The 22,151-nt window shown below is 64.5% G+C and carries 16 protein-coding genes and 3 pseudogenes; 11 read left to right on the forward strand and 8 right to left on the reverse strand.

Annotation, left to right across the window (positions count from 1 at the left end; translation table 11 throughout):
* From ON19_RS36825 to ON19_RS42670, 3 genes and pseudogenes are all read left to right on the forward strand, one after another.
* Positions 1-316 (forward strand): annotated as a pseudogene (locus tag ON19_RS36825) (IS256 family transposase); the annotation flags it as partial.
* Between the two features lie 30 nt (positions 317-346).
* Positions 347-1,561 (forward strand): IS30 family transposase, encoded by a 1,215-nt coding sequence (locus ON19_RS36830; protein WP_083899942.1) that lies wholly within the window; start codon positions 347-349, stop codon positions 1,559-1,561.
* A 9-nt stretch (positions 1,562-1,570) separates the two neighbouring features.
* Positions 1,571-1,714, forward strand: a pseudogene (locus ON19_RS42670) (IS256 family transposase); the annotation flags it as partial.
* Here ON19_RS42670 and ON19_RS44930 read toward each other — a convergent pair.
* The 6 genes from ON19_RS44930 to ON19_RS36855 form a co-directional block, all read right to left on the reverse strand.
* Positions 1,711-2,475, reverse strand: a complete 765-nt coding sequence (locus ON19_RS44930; protein WP_083899943.1) for a histidine phosphatase family protein — start codon at positions 2,473-2,475, stop codon at positions 1,711-1,713. The pseudogene ON19_RS42670 and the gene ON19_RS44930 overlap by 4 nt on opposite strands.
* Before the next feature lie 232 nt (positions 2,476-2,707).
* Positions 2,708-3,757, reverse strand: coding sequence for a hypothetical protein (locus ON19_RS36835; RefSeq protein WP_157230058.1), 1,050 nt, complete (start codon positions 3,755-3,757; stop codon positions 2,708-2,710).
* A gap of 341 nt (positions 3,758-4,098) precedes the next feature.
* Complete coding sequence (locus tag ON19_RS36840; protein ID WP_043703947.1) at positions 4,099-5,082, reverse strand: nucleoside hydrolase; 984 nt, start codon at positions 5,080-5,082, stop codon at positions 4,099-4,101.
* The gene (locus ON19_RS36845; RefSeq protein WP_043703949.1) at positions 5,075-6,736 is read right to left on the reverse strand and encodes a hypothetical protein; all 1,662 of its coding nucleotides are present in this window, start codon (positions 6,734-6,736) and stop codon (positions 5,075-5,077) included. The genes ON19_RS36840 and ON19_RS36845 overlap by 8 nt, the downstream gene beginning before the upstream one ends.
* 239 nt (positions 6,737-6,975) lie before the next feature.
* The gene (locus ON19_RS36850) at positions 6,976-9,366 is read right to left on the reverse strand and encodes an ATP-binding protein (RefSeq protein ID WP_227954894.1); all 2,391 of its coding nucleotides are present in this window, start codon (positions 9,364-9,366) and stop codon (positions 6,976-6,978) included.
* 419 nt (positions 9,367-9,785) lie between these two features.
* A complete protein-coding gene (locus tag ON19_RS36855) occupies positions 9,786-11,273 on the reverse strand; it encodes a hypothetical protein (RefSeq protein ID WP_157230059.1) in 1,488 nt (495 codons plus the stop codon).
* Between the two features lie 928 nt (positions 11,274-12,201).
* On the opposite strand from ON19_RS36855, the pseudogene ON19_RS44345 reads away from it, so the two are divergent.
* Positions 12,202-12,750 (forward strand): annotated as a pseudogene (locus ON19_RS44345) (transposase family protein); the annotation flags it as partial.
* Positions 12,751-13,399: 649 nt separating this feature from the next.
* Entirely contained in the window at positions 13,400-13,762 is a 363-nt protein-coding gene (locus tag ON19_RS45155) for a transposase (protein ID WP_438803657.1), read from the forward strand.
* Between the two features lie 346 nt (positions 13,763-14,108).
* On the opposite strand, the gene ON19_RS36865 is transcribed toward ON19_RS45155, so the two are convergent.
* Positions 14,109-15,029, reverse strand: a complete 921-nt coding sequence (locus tag ON19_RS36865; RefSeq protein ID WP_157230060.1) for a hypothetical protein — start codon at positions 15,027-15,029, stop codon at positions 14,109-14,111.
* Positions 15,030-15,322: 293 nt separating this feature from the next.
* Between ON19_RS36865 and ON19_RS43505 the strand changes: the two genes are divergently transcribed.
* The gene (locus ON19_RS43505) at positions 15,323-15,589 is read left to right on the forward strand and encodes a hypothetical protein (RefSeq protein WP_043703959.1); all 267 of its coding nucleotides are present in this window, start codon (positions 15,323-15,325) and stop codon (positions 15,587-15,589) included.
* Positions 15,590-15,970: 381 nt separating this feature from the next.
* Here ON19_RS43505 and ON19_RS36875 read toward each other — a convergent pair whose 3' ends face one another.
* The gene (locus ON19_RS36875; RefSeq protein WP_043703962.1) at positions 15,971-16,564 is read right to left on the reverse strand and encodes a TetR/AcrR family transcriptional regulator; all 594 of its coding nucleotides are present in this window, start codon (positions 16,562-16,564) and stop codon (positions 15,971-15,973) included.
* Between the two features lie 599 nt (positions 16,565-17,163).
* Between ON19_RS36875 and ON19_RS36880 the strand changes: the two genes are divergently transcribed.
* The 5 genes from ON19_RS36880 (at position 17,164) to ON19_RS36900 (ending at position 22,005) form a co-directional block, all read left to right on the forward strand.
* Entirely contained in the window at positions 17,164-18,015 is an 852-nt protein-coding gene (locus tag ON19_RS36880) for an NADPH-dependent F420 reductase (protein WP_227954892.1), read from the forward strand.
* 519 nt (positions 18,016-18,534) lie between these two features.
* Positions 18,535-19,986 (forward strand): alpha/beta hydrolase domain-containing protein, encoded by a 1,452-nt coding sequence (locus tag ON19_RS36885; RefSeq protein ID WP_227954891.1) that lies wholly within the window; start codon positions 18,535-18,537, stop codon positions 19,984-19,986.
* Between the two features lie 273 nt (positions 19,987-20,259).
* Complete coding sequence (locus ON19_RS36890; RefSeq protein ID WP_051169727.1) at positions 20,260-21,360, forward strand: ABC transporter substrate-binding protein; 1,101 nt, start codon at positions 20,260-20,262, stop codon at positions 21,358-21,360.
* 189 nt (positions 21,361-21,549) lie between these two features.
* Complete coding sequence (locus ON19_RS36895) at positions 21,550-21,816, forward strand: hypothetical protein (protein WP_043703973.1); 267 nt, start codon at positions 21,550-21,552, stop codon at positions 21,814-21,816.
* 9 nt (positions 21,817-21,825) lie between these two features.
* Positions 21,826-22,005 carry a hypothetical protein gene (locus tag ON19_RS36900; protein WP_043703977.1) on the forward strand — a complete coding sequence of 60 codons (180 nt, stop codon included), beginning with the start codon at positions 21,826-21,828 and terminating at the stop codon, positions 22,003-22,005.
* The last annotated feature ends 146 nt before the right edge of the window (positions 22,006-22,151 follow it).

A 22,151-nucleotide genomic window follows, 5' to 3' on the forward strand; every position in this document is an offset into this window, starting at 1 on the left:
TCTGATCCGCAACACCTTCCGGCTTGCCGGCCGCCAGCACTGGGACGCGCTGCGGCGGGATGTGAAACCGATCTACACCGCCGTCAACGCCGCCGCGGCCCGAGCAGCGCTGGATGAGCTCACCGAGCGATGGGGCGAGAAATACGGTGCGATCGTGCGTCTTTGGGAGAACTCGTGGGAGGAGTTCATTCCGTTCCTCGACTACGACATCGAGATCCGGCGTGTCATCTGCAGCACGAACGCCATCGAATCCTTGAACGCCCGATACCGGCGCGCGATCAAGGCCCGAGGCCACTTCCCGACCGAGCAAGCCGCCTAGGTTCAAGAGGTCAACGCAACACCCTGCATGACGTGGGGGTTCGTGTTGGGGCGTCCTGCGATATCGGTTGAGGTTCAGCGTTCGTTCTGGTCGTGCATCCGTACGGGCGAGATCATCGACACCGCGGCCGCGGCGGTTGGTGTGTCGAAGACGGTCGGCTGGCGGTGGTTCCGCGAGGCTGGCGGAGTGATGCCGCCACAATGGTGTGAGCAATCGACTCGCCCGGCCCGACTGTCGTTCGCCGAGCGGGAAGAGATCGCTTGTCGCCGAGCGGCCGGCGAGAGCATGCGAGCGATCGCCAGGTCCATCGAAAGGTCTGCCTCGACCGTCAGCCGCGAGCTCGCCCGTGGCACTCGACGACCGAAGACCGGATACCGGGCGACTGTTGCTCAGGCACTCGCCCACAAGCGCGCCCGCCGTCCCAAGATCGCGTTGCTTCGCCGCGATTCTCTGCTGGGTGCCTATGTCGAGCGGCAGTTGCTGTTGAAGCACAGCCCCGAGCAGATCAGCCGTCGACTGCTGATCGATTTCCCCGACGATCCACGTATGCGGGTGTCCCACGAGACGATCTATCAGTCGCTCTACGTTCGGAGACGTGAGGCGCTCCAACGTGAACTGGCACAGTGCTTGCGAACCGGACGTGCGCTGCGCAGGCCGCACCGGAAGCCCGACGAGCGCCGAAGTCGGCATGCAGGTGCGGTCTCGATCAGTCAACGGCCCGCCGAAGTCGAGGACCGGACAGTGCCGGGACACTGGGAGGGCGATCTCATTACCGGGGCCGGGAACGGCTCCGCCATCGGCACGCTCGTCGAGCGCGCGACCGGATTCGTCATGTTGCTGCATTTACCGCACACCCACAAGGCCCTCGACGTCCAGGAAGCGATAACGACGACGATGTCGACGCTGCCGCGGACTTTGCGTCGGACGTTGACCTGGGACCAAGGCCAAGAGATGGCCAACCATATCCAGATCGCCGCCGCGACGGGTCTCGACATCTACTTCTGCGACCCGCACTCACCGTGGCAGCGCGGCTTGAACGAGAACACGAACGGTCTGCTCCGGCAGTATTTTCCGAAGTTCACCGACCTGTCCGGCTACCACCCGGACTACCTCGAGTTCGTCGCCGCCGAACTCAACAACCGGCCCCGCAAACGTCTCGGCTGGCGCAGCCCTGCCGAAACACTTGAGCAGCTACTCTCAGAACCAGACAGCAATCCACCCGGTGTTGCGTTGGCCAGTTGAATCCACCCCGCCCTGAAGTGCCTGTATCTGGTCACCCGATCACTCGACCCGACCGGGGCCGGTCGGGCACGATGGACGATGCGCTGGAAGCCTGCGGTCAACGCGTTCGCGATCACCTTCGCCGACCGCTGGCCCGACGCCCAAACCTACTAATGGAGATCGCCGCAAACACCGTTAGCGAGATAGACCCCCGGTGTCCCGGAACCCCTGAGATGTCGGGTGTCGTTATGCCTGATCAGTACCCATCGCCACTGCTGAGGGTTTCTCGTCCGTGGGCGGCGCTCCCATTCGGTGATTGCGGTGTAATCGACTTCGGCGCTCGCGTAGGCGAGAGTTGGTGGAATCCGTTGGAAGTGTTGGGCTGCAGCGAGGATTGTCTCTCGGTGGCAGGCGAGTATGACGGTTGCACCTGGGTGTTGTGTCGCCAGCATGTCGAGTTTGCGGCCGACTCGTTGGGCTGCCACCGGCCATGAGTCGGCTCCTGCTGCAAGTGGGTAGTCGGGGGACAGAGCCAGTGGGTGTGTTGGATCCGCAGTGATTTCGACCCGTGGTTGACCTTCGGCGTCCCCGTGTTCGTGGTAGGGGAACTCCGGCCGAAGAGGCACTCCGAGTTTCTCTGCGATCGGCTCGGCGGTTTGTACAGCTCGTCGCACTGCGGTTGAGTACACCACAATGGTGCCGAATCGATGGCATTCAGCTGCAAGGTCGTCAGCGACGGCCACGGCTTGGCTGTGGCCGCGGTCGGTCAGCCCGAGGCAAGTTCGGGGACCGGCGACCACGCCGTCGACATTGCTCAAGCTTTCGCCGTGCCGAATGAGGATCAGACGCAAACCTGGTGCTCGTATCGTTTTGCGTTTTTGCGGAGCAGTCTCGGAAGCAGAGCAATGGGAGTCGGCTGGGGACGGAAGGGGCATTGGGCTGTACTTCCTCGGTTAGGTCAAGGGCGCCAATAGGGCAGGGCACAAAGCCGTTGATGTGATGTGCGCGTGGCTGTGTTCGGCGTCGCGAGTGTTCGATGACCGCCGCCGGGGCCAGCACATGCGACGGCTTGGCCCGGTGGCGGTCATGACGAAGCTCTAGACGTGTGCGTCCGTGATGGCGCGGCCTGCCGTCGTTTGATCGTCGGCTGAGGCCCCGCCACTTGGCTTAGGAGGCAGGTTCTAGGAGCAGGTGAGTGACCATACGAACCGTTGCGTGCAAAGAAGTGGTCTTGTCGGGGTTGGCAAGATCGTGATACGTAGCTGCGATGGTCGGGTCGTGCTGCGCTATGGCGGCGCTGCCCGTGTGCCAGCGATCCCTGGCAGCTCCTCCGGTAGCTGCAAACGGCACGACGGGAATGCCGAGCTGGTCGGCCAACTCGATTTCATAGGCCGTTCCAGCGTCACCGGCAAAAACGATGGCGATATCGGAGGAACCGAGGATGCTCAGACGCGCTTCGTCGAGACTCCCAGGAAGGCACTCGGTCCGTCCGAGGTAGCGGTGAATGGGCTGCCGCCTGCGAGAGCCGGTGCGGCGGACGAGGGTGTAGCGCTCGGGCGTGTAGGTGTTCATGTTCCTGGACTCGGCCGCCATGGCGTAACCGGTCAGGAGTCCAGCCTTGGATGCCATCGACAAAAGGTTGACGGGTACGGGCTGGTGTGCCAGAGCAGTACCTAACCTGGTTGCATAGGGATCCAGGGAAGAGCCGGTGTAGTAGCCAGCGAGGAACACGTTGGGGGTGGCTGCGCTGCGGGGGATGTCGGGTGTTGTGATGTGGTGAGCTTGTACCGGGGAACATGGCTCGTTCCGCGGACGCGCCCTGTAAGCGCCGAGGAGGCCAACCACGATCTCGTCGACGACTCGATTGCGATGGCGCCAGTACTGGTTCCATGTTAGTGCGCACTCGGTGCCGATAAGTTTGAGACGTTCCTCGACGTACTTTCCGTGCAGATCGGAGTGTGCAGCAAGTGCGATCTGTGCGATTCCCTTTTCCATAGGGTCATTGAGCGCTGCAATCTGCTCTTCGATAGCGTGGACTATCCAGCTGGCTAGCGCGGTGCGGGTGGGTAGGTCTTCAGGGGCGGGAGCGCCGGTTAGGGCGCGCATGACGTCATCTCCGGTGGCCGCAAGCGCCTCGGTCGTCAGCTTCCGGGCCCCCTTGCGGAAGAAGTTGAACAGCGCATCAGCAAGTGGCGTGTTGGTCCGTGATGATCTCACAGGCACATGATGCCCTGTGTGCGGACGGTGTGGCGCTCCGCACCAAAGATCGCCGAAAGATTGCTTCCCACTGGAGGTTCGGGTTGGACGTAGGCTCTGTCCTGACGCCCGCGGCCGCTGCCGACGGACGTGTCACAACCGGATCTTCAAGCGCGAGAGAGGAAGTGATCACGAGATGGGCAGGCACAGTCGGTATCGAGAATCGGTCGACGCTGGTGTGGTGCTAGCGGGGCTCATGGCGATTGCGGCTGTTGTGGGGGTCGTCCTGCGGGTGGTCCGTGGCCGCAGGTGAGCGTCCGATGTGCGCTCGCACTGTCGGAGAGGCACTGGAACGACACGGGTTAGGTGGCGAGTTGGGTGGCAAGCCAGCGGCGGAATGCGGGGTAGTCGGCGTCAGAGGTCACCCAGGTGGGGCGGCCGGCGGGATCGACGCTCATTCGGGCGTCGGCATCGACCCGGATGCTGGGACGAGAGAGTTCGACGAAGGGCAGTTCGAGGGCGACGGTGAGGGTGAGCGGGTCGTGCTGCTTGCTGGCGGGGTAGCGCAAGCTGAACCAGCGCTCGAGGTGAGCAGTCAACAGCGCGGCCCATTCCGGTCCCTCGGGTGCCGAGAGGGTCGTGAAGACGTCGGTGCTGGCACTGATCGCGATCTCGTCGGTAAATGTGACATCAGACAGCACAAGTGTGAGTTCTGGGGCTGTGGCGACGACGAAGCGGGCGGCGGCGGGGTCGAGCCGGAAGTTGTGTTCGGCACGGGCGGGGTCTCGGTAGTTGATCGCACCGCCCATCTGGGTGATAACCAGTTGTCGGGCGAGGTCGGGCTCGGCGCGCAGGACTGCGGCGAGGTTGGTGAGCGGCGCACACCCGACCCAGCGCACCGGTCCGTCGGTGTCCGTGCAGATAGCGCGGACAGCGGCAATGACGTTATCTGGCTGTGGGGCGATGGTGGTGGGCGTCAGTCCCTCGGCAACCCAGTCGCGGGTGTTACCGAGGTCGGCGCCAGCCACGACGGGAACATCAGGTCGCCCCACCAGATCGAGCAGGTAGCGGGCGAGCCGTGCTCGCTGACCGTTGTGTTCGTCGGCGGTGATCACCAGTGCAAGCTCGGGTTGTCGGGCGGCGCAGGTGAGGGCGACGGCGTCATCGGGGTCGCCGCCGATGTCGGTGTCCAGAATGATCGGCGTGCCGAGGACTCGTGGTGATGGTGGTCCGGCGGCACGGAGTTTGGCGGCAAGGGAGGAGTACTCGGGGTAACGGGTGGCGAACCCCAGCATTGCTGCGTGCGCGGATTCGATGGTTTCGTCGGTGTCGTCGTAGTCACCCATGGGGTGTTCCTTCCGGTGGAGCCGAGCCCGGCGATCGAGTGGTGAGTTCGAGTTGCTCTACGTAGCGCTCCTTATCGGCGAGTGAGAGCTGCTGGTAGCCCCGCCATGCCGCAGTGGTAGCGGCCTCACCGAGTTCGAGGTCGGTAATGACGTTGCGTAATCGGGGGATCAGATCCTTATCGGCGCGGCGGACGAACGAGTCCGCCAGCGCGTTGAACGCAGGGTCACCGGTGTCGTGGCCGTGGGCCCATGATCGCACTCGTTGGGTGCAGGCACGGGCCTGTTCGGATAGGTTTGGCTGGTAGTCGATACCGGCTTTGTCGAGTTCGGCGATAGTTCGGGCGTAGTTGGTGACGGTGCGCTGGGCGATATCCATAATCGCGATCCGCACGCCTGGATCGTCGTATTCGGGGGCAACGACCAACGGATTGATCTCGTCGAGCGACGGGCTCTCACGGTCGTGGATCGGGCTGCCGCGGTTGTCGTGGCCGTGGGTGGTCGACATGGTTCCGCGCAGAAGGTGCTCGAACACCACGGCCGGGTCTTTCTCAGCGTAGATTCTGGCCGGGTCGTCGGCTTCGGCCGGAAAGGTTCGTTCGGGCGATTGGTGCAGGACGTGCCCGGTCTTGGCGTTCGGGTGTGGATCGTGTTCGGATTGGACGTAGAACAGGTAGTGACCGCTGTAAGTCGGTTTCGGGAACGCCGCGTTCAGTTGCTCCTGGATGGTGCCTTTGTGTCCGGAGTCGATCAGGATGATGTGGGCACCGGGGGTGGTGACCGGTAGTCCGCTGAGCACCAGATGCCTGCCGACTCGGATGGAAGCGCCGGGAATCTCTTCGGGGTCCGCCTTGTCCCGCACGCGAAACTGCTCGGGGAGGGTGAATTCGCGTTCTGCGGTGTTCTCCTGGTCCTGCAGGACGGCCTCCGTGGTCTTTCGCGACAGGTACACCGGTCGGCAATGTGATTCGAACAGGTCGGGGTCGAGTTCCTTGATTGCCAAGCCGATGCTGGCACCGTCGCGGTAGACGATGCCAACAGTTGCGTCGGGTCGTTCTGCGATCTCGCTGCGTACGGCGCGAAGCAACCGGATCGTGGCATCTACGGTGAATGGGGCCAAAGTCTCTGCGATGACATCCCGAGCCTTCGCGACCGCGCTGATCCGGTCTGGCGTATCAACGCCGAAAACGGCGCACACTTCATCAAGTTGCTGATCAGCGCGTGCAGCCGCGTCGGCCAAAATCCGCTCCCGCACGGATTCGAGCCGGGCGTCGGGCGGGTTCTCGACAACTGATGGCAGGTCGTTGTCTCTCGCGGCGGCCTTATCGAACGTCGGGTGAGTCGCTGTCTGTTCTGCAGCTTGGCCGAGCACTCCGTCACTGGAGTCGGTGTCGGGTTCCGAACTGATGGCAACGGGATCCAGGTAGTCGTTTTGCCGCAGCCATTCGACGGCAGTGGTGCGGGGTGGGTCTGCACCGGTCATAGGTTGCAACGAACGGTCATTGGACTGGTCACCGGTGTCGACGTGCCGCATCTGTTGGGCATCGGTGGTGCCGCGGCCGTTGTCGAGCATGCGACCCGGCGTGGACGCCTCGTCCCCGGCGGGGGCAAGGTTGCTTTGATCGTCATCCGGGTGGCGGCGTGCATCGACGTTCATGGCGAGTCCTGCGCGGTGGGATCGGTGAGAAGGAACAGCGGTCACCGAAGTGCCGAGAGAAGCTGCTCGGTTACATCGCGAAGCCGTTGGTATCGGCCGATGTGCGGGGATGAATGCGCAGCGACGGGGACCATCCGTCGATCGCCGCGCCGCTTGGTAGGAGGGCGGATGCCTCTTTGCGTGCACGCCTGCAGACATCATCGGCCGGATTGCGCTGCGTGTCCGCGAAAGACTAGCGATCATCGCGGCTCACCTCGCAGCGGTGTCGGTGCATCGTCGGGCGCTTCAAGCAGGGACAGCGGCCATCTCGTCAGCCCATCGAGGTGCGTTGTAGCGTGGCGCAGTCGTTGCTCGATTGAGCGGGCATGGCTGAGCCGTTCAATGCTGGAAGTCAGCACCATAGGATCGGGACCGGTCACGATAGAGGGGTCGGCCCAGTTATCCGGGTGATCGTGAAGAAGGTCGCGTTGCTCGGCGACTGTCGCGCCATGGAGGTGGAGTCCACGCTGTGCCCACATGCTCGTGGCGGGGTGTGGTCGGTCCAACGGCACGGCGGGATCGTGTAGCGCGTATTCGACATCCGCCCAGCGGTATCTGCCTGCCTGCCAGCATGTTTCGTCTTCCGAGCACGCGGTGGCTGTGTGGTGAAGCGCTGCTGTGGCGAGTGCAGAAAGATGGTCGGCGAGCGGCTCTGGTGGAAAGTAGAGCGCCAGTCCGGTGTATCGCTGGTCGATTGCGAGACGGATGCGGCGGTTGACGGCTTCGGCCAGGATCGCTGGCTTGGTTCCGACGGCCCATGCCGAGAGCCAGTCGAGGCGGGGGCGTGGGCTAGGACGGCCGACGAGGTGCGCGATCACCATCAGCTCGATCCATACCGTCAACTTCGGGTCATCGGCGAGCGCGTGGGCTTGATGCAGCTCTCGCAGGGTCAGTGGTGTCTCGGTTGGGATGGGGAAAAGCGCTGGTGTTGGGGCTGGTCGGTCTGCTTCGCGGGACTCACCGAGGGGAACGTCAATACGGATGGGGCGGTCCATGCCGTCGCTGAACACGACTGCGCGTCCGGCTGGTAACGAGACAAGGTGACGGGATTGTGACGGGTCGATGTTCATGGTCGCGCCGACGAGGTCACGGTCCTCGGCAGCGGGTAGGCGATGCACGATCTTCAGCGCGGTGTTCTTGACGACATCGGTCGAGATCTTGGTGGGGATCTGTTCGGCGACGAGAATTCCTTCGCCGTAAGCTCGGATCTCAGCCAGCAGCGCGGTGAACAACTCCACAGCATGCGCTGCGGGCGTGCCTGGTTCGGCGCGCCGCAGGAGGCGATGGGCTTCCTCTACTACCATCACGTGACGCAACGTGGGTGGGGTGTTGGTGCGGTGCGCGCGCAGGTGCTCGAAGACACGGATGAGGACTGCACCGATGAAGAAGGCCTTGTCAGTGTCGCTGCCGATGTCCTCGATCTCCAGCACCGCGTTGCGCGACAATAGATCCGCGACATCGAGGTGGTAGCCGCCTTCGAAGAATTGACCAGGGGTACCCAGGCGCAAGGCACTGAGCCGGACGTCGATGAATCCGCGGACGTTGTCGGTGATTTCGCGGCCGTAACCAATGCCGTCGACGACGGCCAGAGCGGTGGTCTGTAGGTCAGAAAGCGTGGGGTATTTTGGGGTGATCGTCTCGTGGCGCGGTGCGCCGATGATTGTGTCCCAGCCGAGCTTGGTGTAGCAGGTGCTCAGGGCGTGCGCGAGCACCTGGGGGAAGGGTTCGACTGCATCGAATGCCGCCAGAAACAGTGCACGTACGAGGTCGATATGGGTTTGCAGCGCGAAGCCCGGCTCGGGTTCCAACGGATTGAGCCCCACCGGCACCGCATCCGGATCGCCAGGCCGAATCCGGATCACCGGGGAGCCGATGCGCCCGGCCATTCCCGCGTATTCGGCTTTGGCGGGTTCGATCACCAGCCACGGCACTCCGGCGGAATGTAATCCTTCGAGTAAGTGTCGGACGGTTTGTGACTTGCCGGAGCCGGTCGCTCCGGCGACGAAGCCGTGCCGGTTGAGGGTGTCCAGGCCGACTCCGAACCGCCCGACTTCGGTATCGGCGTCATCGAGGATCGCCCCGAGATCTATCTGCCCGTCGCGTTCAGGGGTCAGGTCGAAGGCGACCGGCTCGCACACGCGGATGCCGGGCAGTTCACGCCGCGGAGGCCGCGCAAGCGCGGCGAGCAGCTCACCACTGGCGTTGAACGGGGAAGCAAATCCTGTACCGTTGGTCGTGGTCGATTCCCACGTATGCCTCAGAGGCGCCGCGTCCGATTGCGGGCTGAGTACATAGGGCAGGGCATCCAAATCCGAAGCACTGCAGAGCAACCCAGCTGCGCGAGCGGTGCTGGTTTCATCCGGGCCGCCGACGAGCACATGTACCGCCCACATGCCCGCTGACCGCGCGCGGGACAGTTCCCGGTACCGCGCTTCACCGCGCTGCAGTGCGATGCGGTCCGGTTCGGAGTTTTCGCGTGCCCGCAAACGCGGAAGCCGCACTTCCAGGTCGGCCAGCTCGGCCTCGACATCGGTGTCTGGTAGCGGTCGCGCGACGACCAGCCATACAAATGCGCCCGGAAGATGGGCCACATAGTCCTCAAAACATCCGCGGAGCGGTGTCTTCCCAGCTGGACCATCCGCCGACCACAGAGAATCAGCGCGTCCACCGCAGCGCACCCAGCGTGGCAGCTGCGCCCACTGATCAACGACATCGTCGACACAGTGGGCGGTAGTACCCGGCGGATACAGCACCCGCAACTCTCCAGCTTCGGACGCTACCGGCGGAAACCGAGGATTGCCTCCCACCAAGACACGAATGGCCCGCTCCGCCGGCCTACGGTCCCACGCGACTGCTAGCCCCGCCGCCGGACCTTCGCGAAGCAACTCGGGATGCGCCGCCGTCAGAGCCGCGAATAGCGCTGCCTGCCCTTCGCGGGCGCTCTCATGTTCGCTCGCAACCGCAGAAGGGACAGACACGAGTTGATGAAAACGAAAGCCCCGCAACTCGTTCATGCTCGGCTCCGGTGCGGCTGCCGAGGCTTCGTGGCGACGCGGTCGAGCAAGGCGATGCCGGGGTTGCAGTCGCCAGCGACCACTCGTCTGCCCTGCTCACCCGTTTCGACGAGCACGAAGGCAGTCGTCGGTAGAGCCTGGAAGGTGGTCGGTTCCACCGCGTATTCGTAGGCTCGGGCGTAGGTACGGCTGTGGGAGACAGAGTCCGACTCCGACCAATTCGTGGTACGCGACCAGGTACTCGCCCGCGACAGTGAATCCGACACGCTACCCGATCCGCCCGAGAAGCTATCGGACGTCGTGGAGGTCACTGAATCGCCGACGGTGTCAGAGCTGCCGTCGGTGAAACTCCGGCCGATCTGCTCAGTCAACTGCGATAGCACGAAACGATGCCCCCGGCCGACGAAATCTGCCGCCGCGCTTGCCTCAGCGGCATTCCCCAGGCGCATCACGATTGCCGCACTGTCACCGCCACCGAGCAGCTGAGTGAACTCGCCGCGTAGGTGCTCAAGCATCAGGATTAGCCGCACGCCGGCTCGGCTGGCATGTCGGGCGAGGAGCTCTACGGCGGTCAGTCCCAGATGATCGACACCAGCGACTGCCAGCACGGTGCGGGAAGCGGCGTTGTCGCCGGCCCGGACAGCATGCAGCACTCGGTGAAACACGACCCGATCCAGCAGATCTTTGCTACGCGCACTCGCGCCCGAGGTCGCAATCACCGATAGTCCAGAGCGTGGCCACACCAGCGGGTTACCACCCAACTCCGCGTCGCGATCGGACAGCAGCCCCAGGACGCCAGCCAAGAACCGGAGCTCCTCACGCACCGATTCCGAGGACCCGACAACATCCAGCAGCCGGTTGAGCCGGAGGATTTCGGTGGCGGACAACCACGTTTCGTGCTCGGCGTCATAGATGCTGCGCAGTACTCGCAGCCCTGCGGCGAGCCGACCGAATGTCACCGGCGCCGTCAGCACCCCCGCCACCAGTGTGACCAGTTCGGCGTCCAAGGCCACCACCTGCGCAGCCCTTCCCTCACCAACCCGCAGCTCCGTCAACGCTTCGGCTATCACCTCGCCGACATGCTGCGGCGACAGACCTTCGAGTAGGCCGCCACCGGCGTCCGGGAAATCAACGACCGATACGGCGTGGTCGCTGACACGCGCCAAAGCGGCAAGATCCGCAGCTACCTGCTGCTCGGTGAAGTCCAGCACCAGTAACCGGGCATCCTTAGCCAGCAAGGACATGCCCAAGGTGCCCAACAGGCTCGCCCAGCCGTCGGCAGTGCCTCCAAACACATCGACGCGCCGCACTCGCCTGCTCAAGCCCACCGGGTGCCACAACGCAGACGCCGACACCCGCAGCTGCTCACGCCGCTCATGTTCACTTACCTGCGCTGACCACTCGGCGTGGGCACGTTGATATTTCGCGAGCTCGCCCTCGCGCCAGTCCAAATAGATGCGCCGCGCCGCTCCCGCCCGCAGCACCGCCTGCGCCCACCACCCGGCCGACACCACAACCCCCGCTGGCAGAACCACTGGCCACAATGCCAACCCCCACGCAGCCGCCAATCCAGCCGCCCACACCGACACGACACATCCCGCGCCGAAAACCTTTGGCGCGGAGATGGCTCGACGCTGCTCCCGCTGAACATGCGCGGGCAGCGGTGGGTCAACCCACCGCGGCATCCGCGCCAGCAGCGGGCTCGGCTGTGGCGGGGAGGGGACTGTGAATTCCCACCCCCAGCGCTCCCGTGGCACGGACAGACGTACCGCCAGAGCAGGATGATCGATTACCGGCAAGCGATCCACGACAACCCCCAACCTCAGGCGTGGCGTAAACCGAATCGTCATCGAAGAATAACCGTGATCCGACTGGTTTATCGTGAAATTCGCGTGAATTAGTGGCGCGTGGTCAGATAATCGGCGCACCTGCGTTTCAAACTAATATTGCATAACATTCAAGTATCTCGAACATCGTGTCGATGGGGTGCTGCGGAATCAAGATCACCTCGGAAACTGTCGCTGATCAGCGCTTTTGGGACGTCAGTATCTCGTCTTGACGCGGGGAGAGTCCTATGTCGATCCATCCCGAGGCGTTTTGTGCACCTGTGCTTGCATCGGCAAGTACGGAAGGAATGCTCGAACTGCAGGCCTGCAAGACGAAAATTAGACATGTTTGGGCGGCCGCAATCCGGTGTATGGCGAGGGCGCAGGAGCCGATCGGGCTACAGGCCCGGCCCTCAAGTCCCAGAAAGTGTCAACGGAACGCCAATCCAGGATCTGGCACGGTTTGCGTGATTGACCCTGCCTGAATTGCCAATGGGCGCTTGATGTTCGATCATGTCGCCGGTGTTCTGATCCTGGGCCGTTCGCGGTCTTGTTCCCGCATCTGGATGGGCTGCAGATCGACGCCATGACCTCAAGCGGGCATCGGGTGAACCTCGACGTGAGCACGATCGACGAGGCAGTCACCTGTCCGGCTTGCGGAACGTCATCGCGGCGGGTCCACAGCCGCTACCGGCGGCGACTGTCCGACACCGCGATCACCGCCCGGGAGGTGGTGATCCGGCTGCGAGTACGGCGGTTGTTCTGCGACAACTCCGCGTGCTGCAGGACGACTTTCGCCGAGCAACCGTCCGGGCTGGCGGGGCGGTATGCCCGGCGCACGAACATTCTGCAGCGTCTTCTGTGCGCGGTCGCGCTGGCCTTGGGTGGCCGCCCGGGCGCCCGGATGACCGGTCATCTGGCGGCCACGGTCAGCCGGATGACGCTGTTGCGGCTGATCCGGGCACTTCCCGATCCGGACCCGGGCACACCTCGCGTCCTCGGTGTCGACGACTTCGCGCTGCGTCGCGGGCACCACTACGGCACGATCCTGATCGATATCGAAACCCGGCGTCCGGTCGACGTGCTCGCCGACCGCACCGCCGACACTCTCGCGGGCTGGTTGCGTGCTCATCCCGGAGTCGAGATCGTCTGCCGTGACCGTGCCGGCGCCTACGCCGAAGGTGTGAGGGCCGGGCGCACCCGATGCCCTGCAGGTCGCGGACCGATGGCACATCTGGCACAACCTCGGCGACGCGGTCGAACGCGTCGTGGCCCGGCACCGCGACTGCTTGCCCGCCGCAGCCGATATCGACTCCGCTACCGCGCCGGCGATCATGCCCCGACAGCAGCCACCGGCGACTTCCGACGTGATCGAGCCACCACCAGCCAGGACGGACAAATGGGCTGTCCGGACCCGCGAACGTCACACCGCGGTCCACGCACTGCTCAGCGACGGTGTGAGCCTGCGAGCCATCGGGATCCGGCTCGGTCTTGCCCGAGGAACCGTTCGCCGCTTCGCCCGCGCCGCCCACGTCGAGGAACTACTGGTCAACAACGGCACCGGACAGCGCCCCAGCATGCTCGAGGAGTTCAAGCCCTACCTGCATCAACGATGGAACGAGGGCTGCACCAACGCCACTCGGCTGTTCACCGAAATCCAGGCACTCGGCTACCGCGGAAGCGCAAAGACCCTGCTCAACTACCTGCAACCGTTCCGCACCACCGGGCGCATTCCCCGCCCGGCCCCCAAGCCGCCGTCGGTCCGTCGCGTCGTGAGCTGGATCATGAGCGATCCCGCACGCATCGATCCCGACGACCAACGACGACTCGACGCCATCCTCGCCACGAGCACCACCCTCACCGCCCTGGTCGGTCACGTGCGGGACTTCGCGACGATGATGACCCATCTTCCTGGCCGGGAGCTGGAGCGATGGATGGCCGCCGTCGACACCGACGACCTGCCCGCCCTGCACTCCTTCGTCCGCGGCCTGCGCCGCGACCTCGATGCGGTCACCGCCGGCCTGACCCTGCCCTGGAGCAGCGGCCCGGTCGAAGGCCACGTCAACCGCACCAAGATGATCAAACGCCAGATGTTCGGACGTGCGAACCCAGACCTACTCCGGAAACGAATCCTGCTCAACGACTGACAAACCCGGCGGTTCGAATCACGAAATTCGTGCCAGATCCAGTTTTCACGTTCCGCCGACAGAAAGACCGAACGGAATCGACAACAGCTCACGTTCACGACGTACAAGGATCTGCTCGCTCGGCGGTTCGACGGCCGTCTCCGCCGCCTGGTTGAGAGGGGACCGTACTGCACGTTGCTTCGAGGTCCTATCTGCCGAGGGTGTCCCGCGCGCGGGGCATCGCTCGCCGGTCTCCCGTAGACCAAGCACAGCGCCATCCGGGTCCATGCCACCGACTAACGCCCGGCCACCCCAACCAGTTCCGTCCACAACCGCGATGTGGGATGTCCTGCGCTCGCAGCGTCTTTCAAGCTCGCCGCGGCATCCTGGGGCGTGTGATGGGTTTCTTTGTGTTCGGGTAGGTGAGGTGGGCGGTAATGAATGCGTAGTCGGCGTGGTGGTTTACCCAGAATCGTTCGGGTTCGAGGGGTTCCTGTTGTGCGAGGAAGAATAACCAGCTGCGGGCTTCGGACCCGGTGGACTCGCGGGCTTCGCGCCTGGCTGCGGTGATCTCGCGGCGCAGCGCCGCACGTAGTTTCGTTCCCCATGTCGACCAGTCGATGACCACGCGGTACGGGCGGGCTACTCGCGCCCGGTTGTCCGGGTCTCGGTCTCCGGCGTACAGCGATATCACTGCGGTGTTGGTTGTGAATTCAGGCGGACTGCTCCAGGCCACCTCGGCGTAGAAGATCCGCTGGTGGGGGTAGTCGGTGATGGCGTAGAGATCTAGTCGTTTGAATGCGTACTGGTAGTGCTGGGCGTCCACGTCAGGGAGGTTGATGCGCAGGACGGTGCGGCTGTTCGGGTAGCGGGTGAACGTGCGGCAGAAGGGGCGAATGGTGGAGGCGGTGGCTTCCCGTAGGCCGCGTTTGCCTTCGCTGGTGGTGGTCGAGCTTGTTCTGCTTTGGCTGGATTGCCGTTCGGGATCTTGCGGCGCATGAGGGTCGACTTGTTCGCGGCGTTCGGCGCGGACCAGCTGGTAGGGCACGCTCACCCCGCCGCCCAGACGTTCGGTGCGCGCGGGTTCGAGCGGACCGGAACTTCTTACCAGAACCGGGTCCCCGGCGATCTGACAGTCAGGTAGATGTGGCTGCTGTCTTCCTGCCCGGAAGTATGGTGTGACGTGCTCGGACGTCAGTGCCGCCGGAGTGACTGGGCAGCCGCAGCCGACGCATTCGTAGGGGCCGCTCGTTGCCTCGGTGTGGTAGCTCAGTTCGATCGCGTCCACGATGACCCGCCGACCGATATCCCACGCCTGATCCATCCCGCCCCCCTTCACCGCACCGGCCGCGTTGGTGACCTTGCTTCCATAGTGCCTCGGCAGGCGCGAATCGTGCTGCGCGCAATTGTGTTCGGAGGACATAACTCGCCAGCCTCGACCGCCAAGCCCAACGGTCCTGCCGTTTCCAAAGGTCCTCGGCCCCACCGCCCTGCAAAGCGGCTCGTACAACAATCCCGGATACCTACGCCTGGGCTTCTCCTGGATCGGTGGGCTCTCACCGGAGACCCGGACGGAGATAGGTGTCCAACCTCGCCATACTGCGTGACCTTCCCGTCGGCGTCGAATACATGCCACTGCCCAAGGCCCGCGAACTCGGAGCCCTGGCCCTTTTCGGCGAGACCGACGAAGACGTTCGCGCGGTCGAGATCGGCGGGGAATGGTGCCGCGAACTGTGCGGCGGTACCCACGTCGCGCACTCCTCACAGGTCGGTCCGCTCAGCGTGATCGGTGAGTCCTCGGCGGGGCACACAAAACATGGGCAACTGGAAAATGCCTGGTCATCGTAGGGACGTACCAGGTCTGAGTGTCGCGATACCCTGCCGATTACGCAGTGGCAATCGAAAGCAGTGATTGTTCGGGCTGTTCGGCGGCCATGGCGGCCGGGCGGCCATGGCGTTTCTCGCTCGCCTGGCGTGCGGACGGGTGTTGGCCCGAGCCTATCGACCGGATGCGCCGATCGTCGTTGCGATGCAGCTCAGCGAACAGATGTCGGCGGGTTCCGGCGCGACCGCCCGGTGTCTGTGCTGCCGTGTCGTCAATGCCGAGCTGAATGAGCTGGTCGATGGCTGGGACGCACAGGTGTGGCTACCTCGGCACTGGTCCCTCCTCGCCGAAGAACTCGGTGGTGGACCTGCGGATCACTACCGAAGTGCCGGGCACCCAGCGCTTTACGCCTTCTCGACTCGTTCGCGGTAGCCGCTCGCGAGGAGCGTGCGAAGCCGGTCGAGCGACTCCTCATCGGCGCCGTTGCCCTTGATCCAGGCAAACGAACAGGCCGCGAGGAACAAGTCGGTCCCCCGTACCGACGCGCGTACATACCCCGCGCGCTGTGCGGCTGCCACGTACTTGTCGGTGGCGGCGATGAAGATGTCGCAAGGAATCGTGAGCGGGTTGTCCGGGTCCTGCGCCCGGGCGGCGGTCATGAGCGGCTCCGGCAGCCCGCTGAAGGCGCTGAAGTACTCCTCCATGGCCCGCAGCCACTGCTCCAATGCCGCACCGGCATCGCCCAGCTTCTCGATATCCGCCCTGCGGGCCGCCAGCTCCTCGGAGCGCGTCTGCAGCACGGCCGCCAGCAGCGTCTCCCGGGTGGGAAAGTGTCGGTACAGGGTGCCGGGCCCGACGCCCGCCTCCTTGGCCACCGCCTCGAGCGAGGTGCCGACCCCGTACTGCCGGAAGTGCCGCTGGGCGGTCTCCAGCAGGGCTGCGCGGTTGCGCTGGACATCCACGCGGGGCTTGCGGCCGCGCGGTTCACTCCCGTTCACGCACCCTCCCGATATCCGACCGGCCTGCGGCCGAATCAAATGGGATGCCGCCTCCGTATGGGTTCGAGCATAAAGCGGAGGCGGCATCCGGTCAAGTGGGCTCGGCGCGGCGCGGTCGACCCTATCCGGGCCGTCTCGGCTTCGGCGAGACAGCGGTCGGCCGGGAGGCGGCGGCCAGACGCTCGGAAACGGGGGCGGTGTTCGAGCGTCGAGGTGTAAATCTGGTGTGTGACGAGGCTGAAGGTGTGTTGCGGGGTTCGTCGGGTTGGCGGCGCGGAAGGTAAGCGTATCGTGTGCCGCACAGGCGAAGGCTCTTGCCGCACTGTTGAAGTGGCAGCGGGGCCACGCTGAACTCGGCCCGTCCTGAATCCCGGCAAGCTGCCAGCCCGGTTGTCCATGTTTCGTGTTTCCAAGTGGGCTCCAACCGGGGCAACTGTTCGACCTGGACGTTTCTTTCTGTTGGTAGTCCCGGAAGCGGTTCGTGGATTAGGCCCTACCGGCACCAGACTTGACCGGATGCTGCCTCCGTATTATGGTGTTCAAATACGGACGGCGCCTCCGCTTTGCGTCCGGTGTGGTGCAGGCAGGAGGCCATGCGGGTGAAGCAGGCCGACCAGAGCGCGGGATGCGCGTGCATGTCCAGCGTGACCGGACATGCAGAACGAGCGTCCTGCGTTGATGAAATGGTGAATGACATAAGGAGTTTCTGCATGAGGATAGGCGTTATCGGCACCGGTTTTATCGGCAAAACCCTGGCTGTGAAGTTGAGTGCGGCCGGGCACGAGGTGAAGGTGGCCAACTCGCGGGGCCCGGAGACGATCGGTGCCGACCTGCTGGTCTCGGGTGCGCGCGCGGTTGCCGCGGCCGACGCGGTGCGGGATGTGGACGTCGTGATCTTGTCCATCCCGTTGAACCGAATTCCGGACATCGCGCCGTTGGTCGCCGCCGTTCGCGCCGAGACGGTCGTCATCGACACCTCGAACTATTACCCGTCACGCGATTCCGTCATCGAGGCCATCGAAGCCGGTCAGGTCGAAAGCCTGTGGGTGGCAGAGCAACTCGGTCTGCCGATCGTCAAGGCGTGGAACGCCATCGGAGCCTATTCACTCGCTGAAAGGGGCACCCCCGCGGGAACCGATGGACGCATCGCCATCCCGGTCGCCGCCGATGACGAAAAAGCACGCGCGGTGGGCATGGCATTGGTCGAGGACACCGGATTCGACGGATTCGATGCCGGAACGCTGGCGCAATCGTGGCGCCAGCAGCCCGGCGCCCCCTGCTACTGCACCGACCTGACCAGCGACGAGATGCGGACCGCGCTGGCGGCGGCCGAGGTCGCGAGGTTGCCGAAGCGCCGCGACCTGGCGGCGGCGGTCATGTTCGAGCGAATCGAGGAATTGAGGTCGACCCCCGAACACGCCGTCATCGTGAACCGTGCGGTATTCATGTGAATCTCCCCGCCCGTGCGCACACCTGATGCTCCGTTTACGGCCGACTCGGTGCGGAGGCGGCATCGAAGGCCTCGCGTAGACCCGGCGGCGGCTCGGCAAGTCGGTTCGGTGATGTCTACGGCCCGTGCAAAAACTCTGTCGGATGTTCGATTCGGTATTCCGTCGATAGATCAGGACGTCATCGACCGAGATCCAATTCAACTGGTCCCAGCCGTCGGTCCGGTTGCCCTTGCTTTGTGTTTCCCGTAGGGCTCGCATTCTCACATGAAGCTGCTGTTCGGTATCTCCTTCGGCTACCCCGACGTCGAGCACCCTGCGGCTCACTACAACATCGACCGAATAGCCCTCACCCACAGCATTTTTCACCACTCCGCAGTACAGCCGTCGAGAGGCTAGCACGCTATGAGAAGAAACATATCAACAGGCCTCGGCGACACACCAGCGGATCAGGGTCGATCCCGCTTATCGAGGCGAGCGGCACTGGGGCACTTCGCCATTGTGGGCCTTGGTGTCGCCGGCATGTCGTCAGTGCTGGCCGCCTGTGAACAGGACGCCCCCCAGGTACCCGACCGAGGAGGTTCCGTGCCTGTGCCCACGATTTCTGGTCCCGTCTCGGGAGGCTCTCGCGGTCACGTGTTCGGTGGAACCGTGCGTGACCTCGCGTCTTTGGGATATGTCGAGGAGGAGTACTTCATCGAGGGTGAGGCGCATCGCATCGTCGTCACCGACACACCTGCCGACGGCAGGTTTGCTTCGGAGAAGGAGGCGGCGTCGGCGCCGTATCGCACCCGCCTGGTGGTGCGCCGCCCCATCGACCCGGCCCGGTTCAACGGCACGCTGATCGTGCACTGGAGCAACGTCAGCGCCGGGTGGGAGCATATTGACGATTTCGAGGCTGTCGCCGACGGATTCGCGTTCCTGGCTGTGAGCGCGCAACGCGTCGGGCTGGAAGGCTTCCCGGATGTGCCGTTCGGCCTGAAGGCCTGGGATCCCGAACGGTACGGCTCTCTGCACATTGCGGGCGATTCTTATTCGTTCGACATCTTCTCGCAGTCCGCTCTGGCCGTTGGTGCGGGCGGCGCGCGGCGCGGTGCCGATCCGCTGCACGGTCTTGCGGTGCGCCACCGCGTCGCCATGGGTGCTTCCCAGTCCGCGCAGCGCCTGGTGAGTCAACTCAATGCGGTCCAGCCGATCGACAAAGCGTTCGACGGCTACCTGCAAGTCGTCGACTTCGGCGCATACGTAGGCTTCAACGATGCCGATGCCGATGACGGCAAGGCCGGGCAGACCGAGTACACGCCGGAGGGTTTCGCGGCCAACGGGGTCCCGATGACTCGCAAACGCGATGACCTGGGAGTGAAAGTTCTGGTCGTCAACAGCGAGACCGAGGCCCGCACCTGGCACACCGTGGCGCAGCCCGATACCGATGAGCACCGCGCCTGGTTCGTTTCCGGAAGCGCACACATGGGTGCCCTCGGAGGCGACGTGAGCCGTCGCGCCTCCGAGCGCGACAGGCTTCCCGGCGTGGTGATGTCGGAGGTGACGCCGAGCCTGATCGACTTTTCCGGAGTGGTCGAGGCCGGAATGCATGCCATGCACCGCTGGCTCGAATCCGGCCAGGCGCCGTCCGCACAGCCCCGCTTCGAGTTCGTCGCGGACGGCAAACGCCTTGCCCGCGACGCCGACGGGATCGTCCTCGGCGGGATCCGCCTGCCCGCTGTGGCGGTGCCCGCGGCGGTCAACGCCGGCGAAGGACCGGACATGCGAGGCTTCCCGGGGCTCTCGGGGACGAGCACCCCGTTCCCGATCGAGAAGATCCGCGCGCTCTATCCCAGCGACGACCACTACCGTGCGCGGGTGAAGGACGTAGTCGACGCGCTCGTCGCCGACGGCGTCATCCTGCAGCGGACCGCCGACCGCTACCTCGCGGAGACCGAGACGGCCTGGATAGGGTCGACCACACCACGCTGAGCACGACCGAGACCAGCCGGGAACCGTCGCGGGTTCGATAGTGCCCGAGTTGAGCCAGTTCCTCGAAGTGCGGCGGGCACACCGCGGTGTAGAGAGTCGATGACGGTGGTGACCATGGTTTTGCCGCGACCGGTCGGATGGCTGTAGGCGGTGATGATGCGCTGGTAGACGCTCCAGCTCAGCAGGATGGCGAGATGGTGGTCGTCGGCGAACACACTGGTCAGTCCCGGTTGCCGGTGGTTGCTGACGCAGGATAACGAAAGGGCTAGGCAATTGAAACGCTTGTTCACCATTCTTATCGGCGCCCTGCTGGGGGTCGCCGTCGTAGGTTGCGGATCGAACTCGTCCGAGTCGGCGCCGACCAGCTCCGAGCCGGACTCGTGTGCGCCGTCAGACGGGCTGACCTTCATCTGCGGGGTCGAGAACCCGGAAGACGTTGTCCTGGTTCCGAATAGCGACTGGATACTCGCCAGCGGGATGAAGCCAGGCAGTGGTCTGCACCTCGTCGACACGCGCGGGAAGACCGTGAGCAATCTGTACGCGGCCGGCGCCTCGAAGATCGAACCCGACCAGGCGAAGTACGCGGGCTGCCCGAGCCCATTGGATCCCGCGGAAGCCGACCTGCACGGTCTGAGCATCCGGCAAACCGAAAGCGGCCGATACACCGTCTATGCGATCAACCACGGCGGCCGTGAGTCGGTCGAGGTCTTCGATCTCGACGCCCGCGGACCCGCGCCGTCCGCAACCTGGACAGGGTGCGTGCTCATGCCGGATGGTCTGAAAGGAAACAGCGTCGCAGCTTTCCATGACGGCACCATCATGGCCACGGTGCCCTACATGCCGGGCAAAACTTTCGACGATGTGCTCGCTGGCGAGACCACCGGCGCTGTGCACATGTGGGTGCCTGGGTCGGCCGCGTTCCAGGCGCTCCCGGGCACTGAGCTCCTGGGGAACAACGGCATCGAGACTTCCCCGGACGACAGCAAGTTCTACGTCGTGTCGCCGAGAGAAAGACGCGTTGTCGAGTTCGCGCGCAACAATCCCGGCACGCCGCTCCGCTTCGCGCAGCTTGCAGGATTCGTGCCCGACAACGTGCACTGGACTGCCGACAATCGGCTGATCACCGCGGGGATGATCGACGGTGAGCCTTCCTGTGGCGGGACGCCGATAAAGGAAGAAAGCCTGCTCCAGTGCTCGCGCGGCTACAAGGTCGACACGATCGACCCGACGACGATGGTCGCCACGGAACTGGCGAGCGGGCCGACAACGCCGGACTTCCCCGGTACTGCGAGCGCCGTACAGGTCGGTGGTGAACTGTGGCTCGGATCGTTTTATGCGGATCGGCTCGCCTATCGCTCACTCGGCGGCTCCTGAACGCGGGATATCCGCCACCCTCATCTTGTCGCGCAGCTACGGCGCTCGGAATTGCGCCTATCTCGGCGCGGCCATTCGCTCTTCGGTGTCGACCCTCGAGCGGCTGCGTGCCGTTGCTTTGCCCGTGCCGCGTCATGTCGATGCGCGGCCTCGACAAACGAGTCGACACAGTCGTGCAACGGGCCGCCGATGATCCGCTGCAACCCGCTCAGCGTCGAGCCCACCCACCGGGCGCCGTTGACGGTGGTCCACTCGACCCAAGATGTCGGCGTCCTTGCGCACCGGCTCCACATCGGCACGGACCCGGCGCACCGTGTCCTGGAATTCCTCGCGCTGCTCGCATTGCATCACGCGCTGGCGCTGTCCATCGGGCCCGGCCACGGTCACCGGCCGCAGCCGCGCCGACTGGAGCCTGACATCGTCTTCCGGCCGACACCGACCGACCTGGTTAGCTAGCGACTCAAGGTGCCGTGGGACCAGGCCGACGAGTGGTCAGCCCGCGAACAGCGCTGGGCGACGTTGCGTGACGGCTCTGAGTACATTCGCAACAGCACCGAAGGCCATGCCCTCGACCTGCTCGAAAGCGGCTTCCCCGACTTCCGGGCGGCACCCATTCCGATCGTCCTTCGAATCCGTCGTCGGTGAACTTGACCAGCACACGCGGTGGCTTGCCAGTGCCAAGCCGAAGCACTTCCACACAAGTGACTGGGTCGGTTCCTCCCTTCCGATACGCCCAAAGCTCGCCGACCGCCACCTCGACCAGATCACGCGGTATGTCTGCCTCCCTAGAC

This window comes from Nocardia abscessus NBRC 100374 (genome assembly GCF_000308455.1).
GTDB classification, from domain to species: Bacteria; Actinomycetota; Actinomycetes; order Mycobacteriales; family Mycobacteriaceae; genus Nocardia; species Nocardia abscessus.